A 14,989-nucleotide genomic window follows, 5' to 3' on the forward strand; every position below is an offset into this window, starting at 1 on the left:
ATGACGTACGTGCAGCAGCGAGGCGGCGACGGGCGCAAGGACCTCCGGTACCCGGCGACCCCCGAGCCCCTCGCCGTGCCGGTGTACGACAACCACGCGCACCTCGAGATCCTCGACGGCGATGAGCCGCTGTCGCTGACCGAACAGCTCGATCGTGCTGCCGCGGTCGGGATCGCCGGGGTGGTGCAGGCGTCGGGAGACATCGAATCGTCGCGGTGGGCGGTCGAGGCCGCGGCATCCGATCGTCGAGTGCTCGCGGCCGTCGCGATCCATCCGAACGATGCGCCCGCATACGCCGAGGAGGGCCGCCTCGATGAGGCGATCGCGATCATCGACGAGCTTGCCGCGCATCCTCGCACCCGCGCGATCGGCGAGACGGGGCTCGATTTCTTCCGCACCGAGCCGGACCGCCGGGGCCCGCAGTTCGACTCCTTCGAGGCGCACATCGCGCTCGCGAAGAAGCACGGCATCGCGATGCAGATCCACGATCGAGACGCGCATGACGCGGTGCTCGAGATGCTCGACCGCGTCGGCGCGCCGGAGCGAACCGTCTTCCACTGCTTCTCGGGTGACGACGCGATGGCGCGGATCTGCGCGGATGCCGGGTATCACCTGTCCTTCGCCGGCAACGTCACCTTCAAGAACGCGCAGAACCTCCGGGACGCGCTCGCGGTGACGCCGCTCGACCGGATCCTCGTCGAGACCGACGCGCCGTTCCTCACCCCGACGCCCCTGCGCGGACGGCCGAATGCCCCGTACCTGGTGCCGATCACGGTGCGGTTCATGGCGGCGGAACTCGGCATCGAGGTCGACGAGCTGTGCGCCCAGCTCGCCGCGAACACCCTGCGGGTCTACGGCTCGTTCGACTGAGGCTCGTTCACCGACTGATCCACCGGTGCGGCACTGACGATCTGCGAGATCGGCTTCCAGACCAGCAGCAGGGTGAGCGCCGCCCCGACGAAGGCGAACCACCACGGCCCCGTGAGGCCCCACACCTGGGCGATCACGCCGCCCAGCGCCTGGCCGATCACCATGCCGCCGAACACGCCGACCATGTTGACCGAGGCGACGCGTCCCTGCAGCTCCGCGGGCACGAGGCGCTGACGGACGGTGGTCGAGATGGTGCCCCAGATGAACGCGTAGGCGCCGAAGACGAACATGATCACCAGCGCCACCCATCCGGTGGTGGTGAGCGCGAACGCCAGATGCATCAGCACCTCGAGCGACAGCACCACGCGCATCAGGGTGGCGAACGACACATGCCGCTCGAGCCAGCCGAAGCACAGCGTCGCGAGGATGCCGCCGGCTGCCGACGCCGTCGTGAGCGCTCCGTAGCCGACCGCACCCATGTTCAGATACTCGGTGGCGTAGAGGACGAGCACGCCCCAGGGCGCCGCCCACGTGACGTTGAAGACCAGGATGATCAGCACCAGCATCCGCACCGGCGGGTTCTGCCACAGCCAGCGGAGTCCTTCGGCGATGTCGGTGTGCACGTGGGCCCGCTCGCCCTCCACCGCCGAGCGCGGTGGTACAGGGGTGCGCGCCATGCGCGAGATCAGCACGACGGCGAGCAGCACGCAGAGGACCTCGACCAGGAAGGGCCAGGCCGAACCCGCGGCGAACAGGAAGGCGCCCAGCGGCGGGCCCGCGAACTGGTTCGCGACGAGGTATCCGGCCTGCAGGCGCGCATTGCCGATGCCGAGGTCGGCCGGCTTCACCAGCATCGGCAGCAGCGTGCTCCCCGCGGTGTCGACGAACACCTCTGCCGTGCCGTACAGGAAGGCGACGGCCAGCACGATCCAGATGTTCGCGGTGCCGGTGATCAGGAACACGCACAGACCGGCGAGCACGACGGCGCGAGCCGCGTTCGCGAACATCACGAGCCGCCGGCGGTCGAAGCGGTCGGCGATCGCACCCGCGTGCAGACCGAAGAGGAGCCACGGGAGGAACTGCAGGATCGCTCCGGAGGCGACGAGGATCGGCGACGAGGTCATCGACGCGATGAGCAGGGGAGCGGCGGCGAGAGCGACGCCGTCTCCGATGTTGCTCGTCCACGATGACGCGAGCAGCCAGCGGAAATCCCTGCCCATCCGTCGAGGTGCGATCAGTTCACCGAGAGAGGGCATCACAGCAGACTAGTGGGAGGGTCGGACAGCGGCGGCGCTTCGAGGGAGGGGCCGTAGGGGACAATGGACCAATGACAGTCACCCTGCTCGGCGCCACCGAGATCCGCCGCCTCGCCACCGAGCTCGATGTCACCCCGACCAAGAAGCTCGGGCAGAACTTCGTCGTCGACGCGAACACCGTGCGCAAGATCGTCACCGCCGCCAAGGTGCAGCCGGGGGAGCGGGTCGTCGAGGTCGGGCCGGGGCTCGGATCCCTCACGCTCGCGATCCTCGAGGCGGGGGCCGCGGTGACCGCGGTCGAGATCGACCATCGCCTAGCCGCGCGCCTGCCGCAGACCGTCGCAGAGCACGGCGTCGCCGCCGACATGCTCACGGTGGTGGATGCGGATGCGCTGCGCATCACCGAGCTCCCCGGCGAGCCGACGGTGCTGGTCGCCAACCTGCCGTACAACGTCTCGGTGCCGGTGCTGCTGCACTTCCTGGAGAGTTTCTCGTACCTGCAGCGCGGGGTGGTCATGGTGCAGGCCGAGGTCGCGGAACGGCTGGCCGCGAAGCCAGGGTCGAAGATCTACGGCTCGCCGAGCGTCAAGGCGGCCTGGTACGGGGAGTGGAAGCTCTCGGGCACCGTCTCCCGCCAGGTGTTCTGGCCGGTGCCGAACGTCGACAGCCTGCTCGTCGGCTTCGACCGCTCGGTCGGCGAGCGCGGCAGCGAGGAGGAGCGTCGTCGCACCTTCCGGATCGTGGATGCCGCCTTCAACCAGCGACGCAAGATGCTGCGCCAGGCGCTGTCCGGTCTCTTCGGCAGCTCGGCCGCGGCATCCGAGGTCCTGATCGCGGCCGGCGTCGCGCCGACGGCCCGCGGCGAGGACCTCACGGTCGACGACTATCAGCGTGTTGCGCAGCAGGTCGCCTTGATCGAAGACGCCGTCGTCAGCGACTAATCTGGCACCGTGACCGACTCTCCCCGCTTCCGTCCGAACGTCCCCGAGCTGCACCGGCCGTACGCGGCCGACGAGAGCCGCTACCAGCAGTTCGAGTACCGTCAGGTCGGCACCTCAGGTCTGTACCTGCCCCCGATCTCCCTCGGACTGTGGTGGAACTTCGGCGACAACATCCCGCTCGACAACCAGCGCGCCCTGCTGCGTCACGCGTTCGATCGCGGTATCACGCACTTCGACCTGGCGAACAACTACGGACCGCCCTATGGCTCGGCCGAGAAGAACTTCGGCCGGATCTTCGCCGAGGACTTCCGCCCCTACCGCGACGAGCTGATCATCTCGTCCAAGGCCGGGTGGGACATGTGGCCGGGGCCCTACGGAGACTTCGCGAGCCGCAAGTACATCCTCGCCAGCGCCGAGCAGTCGCTGACCCGCATGGGCCTCGACTACGTCGACATCTTCTACTCGCACCGTGCGGACCCGGTGACCCCGGTCGCGGAGACGGTCGGGGCGCTCGACACGCTGGTGCGTCAGGGCAAGGCGCTGTACGTCGGCATCTCGTCGTACAGCGCGGAGCGCACGGCCGAGGCGGTCGCGGTGGCGACAGAGCTCGGGACGCCGCTCGTCATCCACCAGCCCGCGTACTCGATCCTGAACCGGTGGGTCGAAGACGGACTCACCGACACCCTCGAGCAGTCCGGTCTCGGAGCCATCGCCTTCACCCCGCTCGCCCAGGGACTGCTGACCGACAAGTACCTCGGCGACGGCACGGCGGCGCGCGCACAGAAGCGCGGCTCGCTGCCGGACGCTCCGCTGTCGGATGCCGCGGTGCAGACGCTCAGGTCGCTGAACGACATCGCCCGTGAGCGCGGCCAGTCGCTCGCGCAGCTGGCGCTGCAGTGGACGCTGCGCAATCCGGTCGTGGCCTCCGCGCTGATCGGCGCCTCGCGGCCCGAGCAGCTCGACGAGAACATCGCGGCCGTGAACGGGCCCGCCTTGACGACTGAGGAGCTGGCGCGCATCGACGAGCTCTCCGGCTCGATCGACGTCGATCTGTGGGCGACGTCCACGGAGCTGTGACGGGACCCCCGACATGACGTTCGCCACCCCCTCCGACGCCGTGCACGTGCGCGCGCCGGGCAAGATCAACGTCTACCTCGGGGTGGGCGGGCGCCATGACGACGGATACCACGCGCTGGCCACGGTCTTCCAGGCGGTGTCGCTGTACGAGGACGTGATCGCGCGGCATGCCGACGACTTCTCGATCACGGTGTCGGGTGTCGACGACCCGGATTCGGTGCCGCTGGACGACCGCAACCTGGCGATGCGTGCGGCGAAGCTGCTCGCGACCGCGGCCGAGTACGACGGGGGAGTGGCGCTCGAGATCCGCAAGAGCGTGCCGGTCGCCGGCGGCATGGGCGGCGGTTCGGCCGACGCCGCGGCCGCCCTCGTGGCCTGCGACGCGCTGTGGGGCACCGGATTCTCGACCGCGCGACTGCACGAGCTTGGCGCGCGCCTCGGCGCCGATGTCCCGTTCGCTCTGCACGGCGGCACGGCCGTCGGCACCGGGCGCGGCGACCAGCTGAACCCCGCGCTCGCCCGTGGACGATTCGACTGGCTGCTGGTGCCGAGTGACGACGGACTGTCGACCCCGCTCGTCTATGCCAGGCTCGATGCGCTGCGCGAGGCGGAGGGTGCTCTCGCCGATGAGCCTGCGGTGTCCCTCGACGTGCCGGTGCCGGTGCTGCAGGCGCTCCGCTCCGGCGACCCCGTGCTGCTCTCGGAGAGCATCTACAACGACCTCCAGGAGGCCGCTCTCTACGAGCGTCCCGAGCTGGAGACGACGATCCTGCGCGGCATCCACGCCGGTGCACTGCAGGGGATCGTGTCGGGGTCTGGGCCCACGGTCGCGCTGCTCTGTCCGAGCCCAGAGGGCGCTCAGCAGGTGCAGTCGATGCTGCGGGAGCAGGGCATCCACTCCCTGCACGTGCATGGCCCCGTCCAGGGCGCGCGCATCATCGGCTGACGCGCGCACCAGGCACGGCTGACGCGCGCCGCATGCGTGCGAGGTGCGCTTGATCCACCTTGCGTACATAATGTAGTGACGATGTGACCGTGCACATACGAGGAGGTCTGTGATGTCGACCGCCTCCGAACGCGCGCGGATGCCGAGCATCCGCGATGTCGCGCGGCTCGCCGGGGTGTCGCATCAGACGGTCTCGCGGGTGCTGAACGATCATCCGAGCATCCGCCCCGAGACCAAGGCCAAGGTCCTCGACGCGATCGCCGTCCTCGACTACCGGCCCAATCTCGCCGCCCGCGCGCTGGTCACGAGCAAGTCGAACATGCTCGGCATCCTCGCGGCGACCGTCGGTGAGTTCGGCCCCACCTCGTCGATCGTGGGCATCGAGGATGCCGCGCGCGAGGAGGGGTACTCGGTCTCGACGCTGAACCTGTCGGCCACGACGCCCGAGGCGATCGGCAGCGCGCTGCGCCAGCTCGCCCGCGAGCAGGTCGACGGCATCGTGGTGCTCGCGCCGCAGGTGCGGGCCTTCCATGTCCTGCGCGGCATGGCGGTCGAGATCCCGTTCGTCTCGCTGCAGACCGCCTCGGGGTCGGACGGGGTGAGCCTGTCGGCCGATCAGGTCGCCGGGGCGCGCACCGCGACCGAGCACCTGATCGGACTCGGGCACAGCGACATCATCCACATCGCCGGTCCCCAGGACTGGATCGAGGCGGAGTCGCGCATGCGCGGGTATCTGGATGCCCTGCGCGAGGCCGATCTGCCCACCTTCCCGCCGATCCGCGGTGACTGGACGGCCGACTTCGGATACTTCGCCGGGCAGGAGCTCGCCAGGCGCCGCGATTTCACGGCGGTGTTCGTCGCGAACGACCAGATGGCGATCGGGCTGATGCACGGATTCCGCGACGCCGGCATCCGCGTCCCCGAGGACGTGAGCGTCGTCGGCTTCGACGACATCCCCGTGGCGGCGCACGTCGCGCCGACCCTGAGCACGGTGCACCAGGACTTCCCGGAGCTCGGGCGTCGCGCCGTGCGCCTCCTGCTCGCGCAGATCCGAGGGGAGCAGGTTCCGCAGTTCGGACCCCTGCAGACCACCCTGCGCACCAGGGAATCGTCCGCGCCCCGATAGGGCCACAATTTCGCCCGTGGTCTTGACACCGCCTCGGCGAGCGTAGACTATGTAATCCAATGTGAACGGTCACATCGAAGGTGACCGCCCGTCGCGAGGAAGATCCGTGAGCACCACAGCAACGTTGCCGGTCGTGTCAGGCCCGATCCTGGAGATGCGCAGCATCACCAAGGAGTTCCCGGGCGTCAAGGCACTGTCAGACGTCTCCATCACCGTCCGCGCAGGAGAGATCCACGCGATCTGCGGGGAGAACGGCGCCGGGAAGTCGACCCTCATGAAGGTCCTCTCCGGTGTGTACCCCTACGGCACGTACGAGGGGGACATCCTCCTCTACGGCCAGGAGCAGCGCTACCGCGACATCGCGGCCAGCGAGCAGGCGGGCATCGCGATCATCCATCAGGAGCTCGCGCTGATCCCTGAGCTCTCGATCACCGAGAACATCTTCCTGGGCAACGAGATCCGCCGCTTCGGCAAGATCGACTGGCAGGCCCAGCGCCAGCGCACGGTCGAGCTGCTGGCTCGCGTCGGTCTGCGGGAGGACCCCGACGTCGCGATCAAGACGCTCGGTGTCGGCAAGCAGCAGCTGATCGAGATCGCCAAGGCGCTCAACAAGGACGTCCGGCTCCTCATCCTCGACGAGCCGACCGCCGCGCTGAACGAGAACGACTCGCAGCACCTGCTCGACCTGATCCTCGGGCTGAAGGCCAAGGGCATCGCGTCGATCATGATCAGCCACAAGCTCAACGAGATCGAGCAGATCGCCGACGAGATCACGATCATCCGCGACGGACGCACCGTCGAGACCCTCGACATCTCGCGCGGCGAGATCAACGAGGACCGGATCATCCGCGGCATGGTCGGCCGCTCGCTCGAGAGCCGCTACCCCGACCGCACCCCCGAGATCGGCGAGGTGTTCTTCGAGGTCAAGGACTGGTGGGTGCAGCACCCTACGGTGTCCGAGCGCATGGTCGTGAAGGGCTCCAACCTCAACGTCCGCCGCGGCGAGGTCGTCGGCATCGCCGGGCTCATGGGCGCAGGGCGCACCGAGTTCATGATGAGCATCTTCGGTCGCTCGTACGGCAACTTCCAGTCGGGCACGATCATCAAGGACGGTCGGGAGATCGCGATCCCCGACGTCTCGTCGGCGATCAAGCACGGACTCGCGTACGTCAGCGAGGATCGCAAGGTGCTGGGGCTCAATCTGCTCGACACCATCAAGCGGTCGGTCGTGGCGGCGAAGCTGTCGAAGATCTCGAAGCGCGGCGTCGTCGACGAGCGCGAGGAGTACTCGGTCGCCGAGCGCTACCGCAAGGCGCTGCGCATCAAGACCCCCAGCGTCGAAGAGGGCGTCGGCAAGCTCTCCGGAGGCAACCAGCAGAAGGTCGTCCTGGCGAAGTGGATGTTCACAGACCCTGACCTGCTGATCCTCGACGAGCCCACCCGCGGCATCGACGTCGGCGCCAAGTACGAGATCTACGCGATCATCAACGAACTCGCCTCGCAGGGCAAGGGCGTGATCGTCATCTCCAGTGAGCTGCCAGAGCTCCTCGGCATCTCCGACCGCATCTACACCGTCTTCGAAGGTCGGGTCACCGACTGCATCCCGGCCGACCAGGCGACACCCGAGGCTCTCATGCGCAGCATGACCTCCGCGACTCAGAAAGCATCCGCATGACCACCGACCTCACGACAACGAAGCGTGGCTTCCACTTCGGCGACATCCGCAAGATGTTCGGAAGCAACGGCACCTCGTCACTGCGCCAGTTCGGCATCCTGGGCAGTCTCATCGTCATCATCGTCCTGTTCGAGATCCTGACGCTGCTGCGCAACGGTCCGAACGGTGCGACGCTGACGTCGGGCAACCTGATCAACGTCATCAACCAGTACTCGTTCATCCTGATCCTTGCGATCGGCATGGTGATGGTGATCATCATGGGGCACATCGACCTGTCGGTCGGCTCCGTGGCCGCGTTCACCGGCATCGTGGTGGCGAAGTCGATGGCCGACTGGAACCTCCCTTGGCCGCTCGCGATCCTCCTCGGACTCGGAGTCGGCGCCCTCGTCGGTGCCTGGCAGGGCTTCTGGGTCGCCTACGTCGGGGTGCCGGCGTTCATCGTGACGCTCGCCGGCATGCTGTTCTTCCGTGGTGCGCAGCAGTGGATCGGTGACGCGCAGACCATCCCGGTGCCCAAGGGCTTCCAGGTGATCGGCACGGGATACCTGCCGGAGGTCGCCCTTCCGCTCGACTTCAACGTGCCGACGATGCTCCTCGCGCTCGTCGCGGTCGCCTGGCTGGTGTTCTGGGAGATCCGCACCCGTCGCCAGCAGCACAAGATGGGCTCCGACAGTGCACCTCTGTGGGTGAGCGTGGTCAAGGTCGTGCTGCTCTCGGTGGTCGTCCTCGCCGCGGCGTGGATGTTCGCCACCGGCCGCCCCGGCACCAGCTTCCCGGTCCCCGGCCTCATCCTGCTCGCACTGGTCATCATCTACTCCTTCCTCACCCGCAACACGGTTTTCGGCCGTCACATCTACGCCGTGGGTGGCAACCGTCAGGCCGCTCGCCTGTCGGGTGTGAAGGACCGCTGGGTCGACTTCTTCGTCATGATGAACATGTCGATGATGGCCGCACTGGCCGGCATGATCTTCGTCGCCCGTTCGCAGGCCTCCGGCCCGAACGACGGCACCGGCTGGGAGCTGGATGCCATCGCCTCGGTCTTCATCGGTGGCGCCGCCGTCGCCGGCGGCATCGGTACCGTCATCGGATCGATCATCGGTGGTCTCGTCATGGCCTTCCTCAACAACGGCCTGGCTCTGCTCGGTCAGGGATCCGATGTCGTCTCGATGATCAAGGGCCTCGTGCTGCTGCTCGCGGTCGGCATCGACGTCTGGAACAAGCAGCAGGGACGCCCGTCGCTGATCGGCCTCCTCACGCGTCGCTCCGGCCGCAGGGGAGACCCGGAGGCGACTCCGACGTTCGAACCCAACAGGACTTACCAAGCCCCACCCGTCGACAAGACGAGGGCCGAGTAAGCGGACTCTTCGCGCAGTGCTCGCACGCAGAATCCGTCACATCACACAGAAAGAGATCACATGAAGAAGATCATCGTCACAGCGACAGCGCTCGTCGCGACGGCTGCCTTCGCACTCACGGGCTGCTCCGGTGAGCGCGGCGGCGGAACCGACACGGGATCCGGCGAAGAGGCCGCAGAGGGCTTCGCCGCGGACTCCTCCATCGGCGTCGCACTGCCCGACAAGACCAGTGAGAACTGGGTCCTCGCCGGCCAGCTGTTCACGGATGGGCTGAAGGAGGCCGGTTTCAAGGCCGACGTCCAGTACGCTCCCGCGAGCAACACGGTCGCCGAGCAGCAGAACCAGATCCAGGCAATGGTGCAGAACGGCGCCAAGGTCATCATCATCGGTGCGAAGGACGGCAAGCAGCTGGCCACGCAGGTGCAGGCGGCCAAGGATGCCGGCGCCTACGTGATCGCGTACGACCGTCTGATCGAGAACACCGAGGCTGTTGACTACTACGTGGCGTTCGACAACTTCCGCGTCGGCCAGCTTCAGGGCCAGGCTCTGCTCGACGGTCTCGCCGAGCGTGCCGGTCACGACGCCCCGTACAACATCGAGCTGTTCTCCGGTTCGCCCGATGACGCCAACTCGAAGGTCTTCTTCGACGGCGCCATGGACGTGCTGCAGCCGGAGATCGACAACGGCAACCTGATCGTCGTGTCGGGTCAGACCGAGATCGCGCAGACCGCGACCGAGGGCTGGCTGCCGGAGAACGCGCAGAACCGTATGGACACGCTGCTCACCTCGTCGTACAGCGGTGACACCGTGGTCGACGGCGTGCTGTCCCCGAACGACACCCTTGCTCGCGCCATCATCACCTCGGTGCAGCAGGCCGGCAAGCCGGTTCCGGTCGTCACGGGTCAGGACTCCGAGGTCGAGTCGGTGAAGTCGATCATGGAGGGCATCCAGTACTCCACGATCAACAAGGACACCACCCTGCTCGTCGAGCAGTCGATCAAGATGGTCGGCCAGCTGCAGAAGGGCGAGGACGTCGACGTCAACGACGAGGAATCGTACGACAACGGCGCCAAGGTCGTTCCGGCGTACCTGCTCGACCCGATCATCGTCACGAAGGAGAACGCCGCTGAGGCGTACGCCAACGTGCCGAGCCTCCTCGAGATCGTGAAGTCGTACCAGTAAGCGATTCCGCTCGAACAGCGAACGAGCCGTCCGGACCTTCGGGTTCCGGGCGGCTCGTCCGCGTCTAGCAGCCGATTCCGGCCGGATCCTCCTCGCACGTGTGTGCGACGAGCGCGGTGCGGGCGTCGTAGATCCGGATCTCCTGCGGCTGACCGTCGGTCGTGAGCTGACCCGCGATGGGCTCCCACCCGCCGCCGAGGTCGATCTCCGCCGTGTAGCGGACGTCGACGTCGGCGAGAAAGGTGCCGGACGTCCGGTAGATGTGACTCGTCGCCGTGGGAGTGAACTGCGCCTGACCCAGCGCCGCCCAGGTCTGTCCGGCTTCGGCGAGGCTCGCCGAGCTGCCGTCACCGTACGTGTAGTCATAGCCCGCGGGCGTGAACCGCACGCGCAACGGCGCTCCGAACAGCGTCCCGCTCTGCACCTGGACGGATGCTGCCGCCACGAAGTTCGCCGGCATGCCTGCGATGCCCACGTTGCCCGGCTCGGTGGCAGCGAGGGCGGAGTACGGCGCGAACCGTGCGAGGTCGGTGATCGTGATGACGGGCTTCGCCGGTGCAGTCGGAGTGGATGCCGGAGGTGCCGGCTGATTCGCCCGCCGAGCACACCGTGTGGTTCCGGAGTCATCCATGCACGCGGCGAGCTCGATCGCCTCGTCGCTCGGCCCCTGCGGCTCGGTCTGCGTGCCAGGACCAGGACCGCCGCCGCTGCGCGGACCGGGGTCGGAGTTCGAGTCTGTCCCCGGCTGCTGCTGCGTCGCCGTGACCGTGAGGGAGGTGCCGTTGTTCGAGCCGCACACACCGACTCGCGCGGATCCAGATGGGCAGGTACTCGCGGCGGGAACACTCGTCACCGCTGAACCCAGCAGCATAAGCAATCCGACGCATGCGGCGGCACCTTGAATCAACATGCCGAGACATCCGCAACAGATTCATCTGCGATCAGCATCGATTCAGCGGAGCCTGTGAAGACGATGCGCTGCGCGATCTTGTCTCCCCTCTCGGGCGGGGTCACGTTCGCGCCCGACTCATCCAGCAGGACTACGGATGAGACATCGATGCAGGCGACACCGATGACTCTAGATGCGCTTCCGCCCATGTCGGCCGACTCTCCAACAAAGCTCTCAACCATCGCGGCTCCTGTCACCCGCATACCGCTCGATAACAAGAGGGTTTGGGTGTCTATGTCGCCTTCTAGCGCGAGACCCGTCAAGTACTGGTGCGGATCGGCGCCTGAGGTTCCTGCCGACCGCGCATTCAGTGCATCGTTGTATGCCCGGTACACCTCCTCAGCCGCCTCGAACGCCGCTTCCTCGCTGGCGAACGCCGGTGTCGGAGAGGGCGTCGGCGCCGGGGCAGGAGCGCACGCCAGGAGTAAGCACGCCACGAGTGCGACCAGCCCGTTGATCACGGCGATCCTGCGTCGGCACTTCGCTGATTTCTGCATCACCATCCTCCACATATCGTGTGGTCGTCCGGAGACGAGAGGCAGATCTCGCCCTGTTCTCGCGAGGGGGCGTCGGGCATCGGCGTATCAGGGGCGCCTGGCGCAGGGGCGACTGGCGTGGCCGTGCGGTACGCGGCGGGACAATGATCGATCGGATCGACCTTCTGACTGTTGAGGAGCAGTTCGCCGTCGAGCCAGATGAAGTCGACAGCGCTCGCCAAGAAGCGCGACGAGCCTTCCGCGATCAGTGACACACCGTTGCGATCGACGTAGGTGATGTCGGACATGTCGAGGCACGCCGCAGCCGAGACAGCATGATTGAAGCCCACTTCCATCACGCGGAAGTAGGCGACGACTGCCTTTCCGCCGATGACACGCTGGTTCTCGTGACCGTCGGTCCACGATTCCAAGAGACCGGCGTAGAGACCTGCACTCGTGAACTCGGCTACGGCTGTGAACGTCTCGGGGTCGGAGAGGTCAATCGCGTTCGTGGCGTCGATATAGGACTGGTAAACCTCCTCGGCGGTAGCCGGTGATCGCTCCTCTGCGGGGTTCGGCTCAGGAGAGGGGCCTGGAGCCGACGCCGGTGCGCAGCCGGTGGAAGCGCACGCCGCGATGCAGATACCGAGAACGAGGAGCTGCCGGGAACGGGCGGACGCAAAGCGGAAACGAGGAGAAGTCACCGCGCCACCGTAGGTCAAGCGAGGTAGTCCGCGGGTGAGTTATCCACAGCACGGGGCGACAGCTCAGGGTGACAGCATGAGGCGACAGCTCGAGGCGACCGAGCGTGACGAAGCGCAGCAGCACCGCGCGGCGGTCAGAATGGCGCTCGCACCCCGTCTGAGCTCGTGAATGTGACCGTGTTCGGCACGGGTGGCGCGTCGATGTAGGTGCGACCGGTCGGACTGGTCCACTCGAGGACTCCGCCCGGACCCTGAGCGACGTGCCAGGGGGAGTGGTGTTTGAGCACATGGTGGCGTCGACAGAACGACGCCAGATTCGACTCGCAGGTCTCGCCTCCGCTCGACGCCGCATGATTGTGGTCGAGATCGCACTTGCGGGCTGTCACCCCGCATCCGGGGAATCGACATCGCTGATCCCGCGCCCTCAGATGTCGGCGCAGCCGCCGACTCGGTCGGTAGCGATCGACGGCGAGGACCCGACCGTCGATGGGATGCGTCAGCACCCTGTCCCATCCCGAAGCCGCGCCGGCCAATATGCGTGCGGTCGCGGCGTCGATCGGCACCACGCCGTCGAGCTCTGCCGCAGGCGCACGCCCCGTAGTCGAGCCGTCACGGCCCTCAGACCCGGGCACCGGCCCGTCACCGGGCGCATCATCAGCGCCCCCTCCGACGTCCATCAGCGTCGTCACGGGGACCGTGACCTCGATGCGCGCGTCGATCTCGCCGAGCAGGCCGTCTTCGGTGTCATGTCCCGCGGGAGCTCCGGTCAGCACGAGATCGACGAGCAGGTCGGCGCGGATCTCATCGACGGTGCGGTCATCGGTGATGAACTCGCGACCCTCGCGCGCCGCGTCCCGCTGAGCGCGGAGGTTCTCCGTCCGCAGCGCGTGCGCCATCTGCGACAGCCGGTCGAACATGCCGTGGATGAGCGCTGCGGGCACATGGGCGTGCAGCGCCGCCATGCCGTCTTCGCCGTCGGTGATCCAGATCCGCCGCTGCGCTCGCGCCGTGCGGTGGCGCGCCGTCATCGTCGACGGGGCGAGCCGCTGCGCGACGCGCCGGGCCAGCGCGCGCAAGCGGATGGGAGACTCGGCCTCGGCCAGCCGGAGTACGACCGCCGCATACGCCGCACGATCGCTCTCCGACACGAGGTGCGCCCCGGCGTCGACGATGACGCGGGAATGCGCGGCACTGATGCGTCCGGCACCCTGCGCGGCCCACACGCTCGGGAACAGGTCGACCAGCATCCCCGCTGACATCATCCGCCGCTCGACGGTGCGGTCGCTGACGTGCTGGACGGCGGCGATCTCGGCAGCGATGGTCCGGATCGAGTGGTCGCCCTTGTCGGGATGGTCGCCCTGCTTCGCGATGTCGATCGCGAGGCGACCGGCGATCGCGAGCAGCCCGTCACGCGCTGCGGTCATGCTGCTGAGGGTGGATTCGGCAGCCTCGAGCGACGCCACGAGACCGGCGAGAGTCGCCATCTGTGTGTCGGTCGCATCGAGCAGTGCTGTCATGATTCGAGTAGATCACGGACCACCGACATTAGAAGAAAGATTCGAGGTATTCCGAAACGGATATGATCTCGAACGGGTAACGACCTGTGCGACACTGACTCGATGCTCCTTCACGCCGTCGACGTCGGAACCGGCCCCCACACCGCCGTTCTGCTGCACGGGATGATGGGCTCATCGGAGAGCTGGTGGCGCGTCATCCCGCTGCTCGTCGAACAGAGATGGCGTGTGCTCGCCCTCGATCTCCCCGGTCACGGCCTCTCGCCTCGCGACCCGCACCTGACGATCGAGCGGGCGGGGTCCTCCGTCGCGGAGACCATCAGAAGGCTCGCCCCCGAGCATCCCGTCGTCGCCGTCGGCCACTCTTACGGCGCGACCGTCCTCGCCGAGGCGGCGCGGCGATTGCAGCCTGCCCTCGCGGTCTACGTCGACGCGGGTCTCGCGCTCCCCGGCGGCCAGGATCGCGCCACACTGACGGCCCGCTATGAGCGCGACAGAGCGGCCCGCCTCTCGTCCGAATGGCTGCGGCGCTCCCGGCCCTTCTACTCCGCCCAGGATGCCGAGGTCGAAGCCAGAGCCGCCTCCCGGTTCGATCCGGCGACCATGGCGTCGATCTCCTGCGGACCCGATCACTCGTGGCTTCCCGCCGCCGGTTCCATCGTCGTCCGAGCCGACCCGAGCGACTGGGTGAGCGACGACGACGTGCGGCGGTTCGAGGCGAACGGCGTCGAGGTGCGACGCATCCCCGAAGTCGCACACACGATCTGGTACAGCCACTTCGACGAGTTCACCGCCGCGCTCCCCGAGCTGTTCGCTCCCGCACGCGAGAACCACATCAGCAGAGAACCCAGCGGCGTCCATAAGAGCAGAGCCCGACTGAGCGAGCCGTACAGCGCACCCGACTACCCTGAGAGGTGA

At 67.5% G+C, this 14,989-nt stretch carries 14 protein-coding genes; 9 read left to right on the top strand and 5 right to left on the bottom strand.

What is annotated here, in order from left to right; genetic code table 11:
- Positions 1-870 (top strand): TatD family hydrolase, encoded by an 870-nt coding sequence (locus BLW44_RS06590; RefSeq protein ID WP_060928426.1) that lies wholly within the window; start codon positions 1-3, stop codon positions 868-870.
- On the opposite strand, the gene BLW44_RS06595 is transcribed toward BLW44_RS06590, so the two are convergent.
- Complete coding sequence (locus tag BLW44_RS06595) at positions 852-2,126, bottom strand: MFS transporter (protein WP_060928425.1); 1,275 nt, start codon at positions 2,124-2,126, stop codon at positions 852-854. The genes BLW44_RS06590 and BLW44_RS06595 overlap by 19 nt on opposite strands.
- Before the next feature lie 71 nt (positions 2,127-2,197).
- On the opposite strand from BLW44_RS06595, the gene rsmA reads away from it, so the two are divergent.
- The 7 genes from rsmA (at position 2,198) to BLW44_RS06630 (ending at position 10,428) form a co-directional block, all read left to right on the top strand.
- Positions 2,198-3,067, top strand: coding sequence for a 16S rRNA (adenine(1518)-N(6)/adenine(1519)-N(6))-dimethyltransferase RsmA (gene rsmA, locus BLW44_RS06600; RefSeq protein WP_060928424.1), 870 nt, complete (start codon positions 2,198-2,200; stop codon positions 3,065-3,067).
- A 9-nt stretch (positions 3,068-3,076) separates the two neighbouring features.
- Complete coding sequence (gene mgrA / locus BLW44_RS06605; RefSeq protein ID WP_060928423.1) at positions 3,077-4,144, top strand: L-glyceraldehyde 3-phosphate reductase; 1,068 nt, start codon at positions 3,077-3,079, stop codon at positions 4,142-4,144.
- A gap of 13 nt (positions 4,145-4,157) precedes the next feature.
- On the top strand, positions 4,158-5,090 hold the full coding sequence (locus BLW44_RS06610) for a 4-(cytidine 5'-diphospho)-2-C-methyl-D-erythritol kinase (protein ID WP_060928422.1): 933 nt from the start codon (positions 4,158-4,160) through the stop codon (positions 5,088-5,090).
- Positions 5,091-5,202: 112 nt separating this feature from the next.
- Positions 5,203-6,216, top strand: coding sequence for a LacI family DNA-binding transcriptional regulator (locus BLW44_RS06615; protein WP_060928421.1), 1,014 nt, complete (start codon positions 5,203-5,205; stop codon positions 6,214-6,216).
- Between the two features lie 154 nt (positions 6,217-6,370).
- Positions 6,371-7,891, top strand: coding sequence for a multiple monosaccharide ABC transporter ATP-binding protein (mmsA, locus tag BLW44_RS06620; RefSeq protein ID WP_060928431.1), 1,521 nt, complete (start codon positions 6,371-6,373; stop codon positions 7,889-7,891).
- On the top strand, positions 7,888-9,246 hold the full coding sequence (mmsB, locus tag BLW44_RS06625) for a multiple monosaccharide ABC transporter permease (RefSeq protein WP_060928420.1): 1,359 nt from the start codon (positions 7,888-7,890) through the stop codon (positions 9,244-9,246). Before mmsA ends, mmsB begins: the two co-directional genes overlap by 4 nt.
- Before the next feature lie 60 nt (positions 9,247-9,306).
- A complete protein-coding gene (locus BLW44_RS06630; RefSeq protein WP_060928419.1) occupies positions 9,307-10,428 on the top strand; it encodes a substrate-binding domain-containing protein in 1,122 nt (373 codons plus the stop codon).
- 64 nt (positions 10,429-10,492) lie between these two features.
- Here the strand turns inward: BLW44_RS06630 and BLW44_RS06635 are convergent, their stop codons facing one another.
- The 4 genes from BLW44_RS06635 to BLW44_RS06650 form a co-directional block, all read right to left on the bottom strand.
- The gene (locus BLW44_RS06635) at positions 10,493-11,227 is read right to left on the bottom strand and encodes a hypothetical protein (RefSeq protein ID WP_060928418.1); all 735 of its coding nucleotides are present in this window, start codon (positions 11,225-11,227) and stop codon (positions 10,493-10,495) included.
- A 104-nt stretch (positions 11,228-11,331) separates the two neighbouring features.
- Positions 11,332-11,880 carry a hypothetical protein gene (locus tag BLW44_RS06640; RefSeq protein ID WP_060928417.1) on the bottom strand — a complete coding sequence of 183 codons (549 nt, stop codon included), beginning with the start codon at positions 11,878-11,880 and terminating at the stop codon, positions 11,332-11,334.
- A complete protein-coding gene (locus BLW44_RS17730; protein ID WP_139305245.1) occupies positions 11,874-12,575 on the bottom strand; it encodes a hypothetical protein in 702 nt (233 codons plus the stop codon). Before BLW44_RS17730 ends, BLW44_RS06640 begins: the two co-directional genes overlap by 7 nt.
- 116 nt (positions 12,576-12,691) lie before the next feature.
- A complete protein-coding gene (locus tag BLW44_RS06650; RefSeq protein ID WP_074731652.1) occupies positions 12,692-14,074 on the bottom strand; it encodes an HNH endonuclease signature motif containing protein in 1,383 nt (460 codons plus the stop codon).
- A 102-nt stretch (positions 14,075-14,176) separates the two neighbouring features.
- Between BLW44_RS06650 and BLW44_RS06655 the strand changes: the two genes are divergently transcribed.
- Positions 14,177-14,989, top strand: coding sequence for an alpha/beta fold hydrolase (locus tag BLW44_RS06655; protein WP_060928686.1), 813 nt, complete (start codon positions 14,177-14,179; stop codon positions 14,987-14,989).

Origin of the sequence: Microbacterium hydrocarbonoxydans (genome assembly GCF_900105205.1) — a bacterium.
GTDB lineage: Bacteria > Actinomycetota > Actinomycetes > Actinomycetales > Microbacteriaceae > Microbacterium > Microbacterium hydrocarbonoxydans.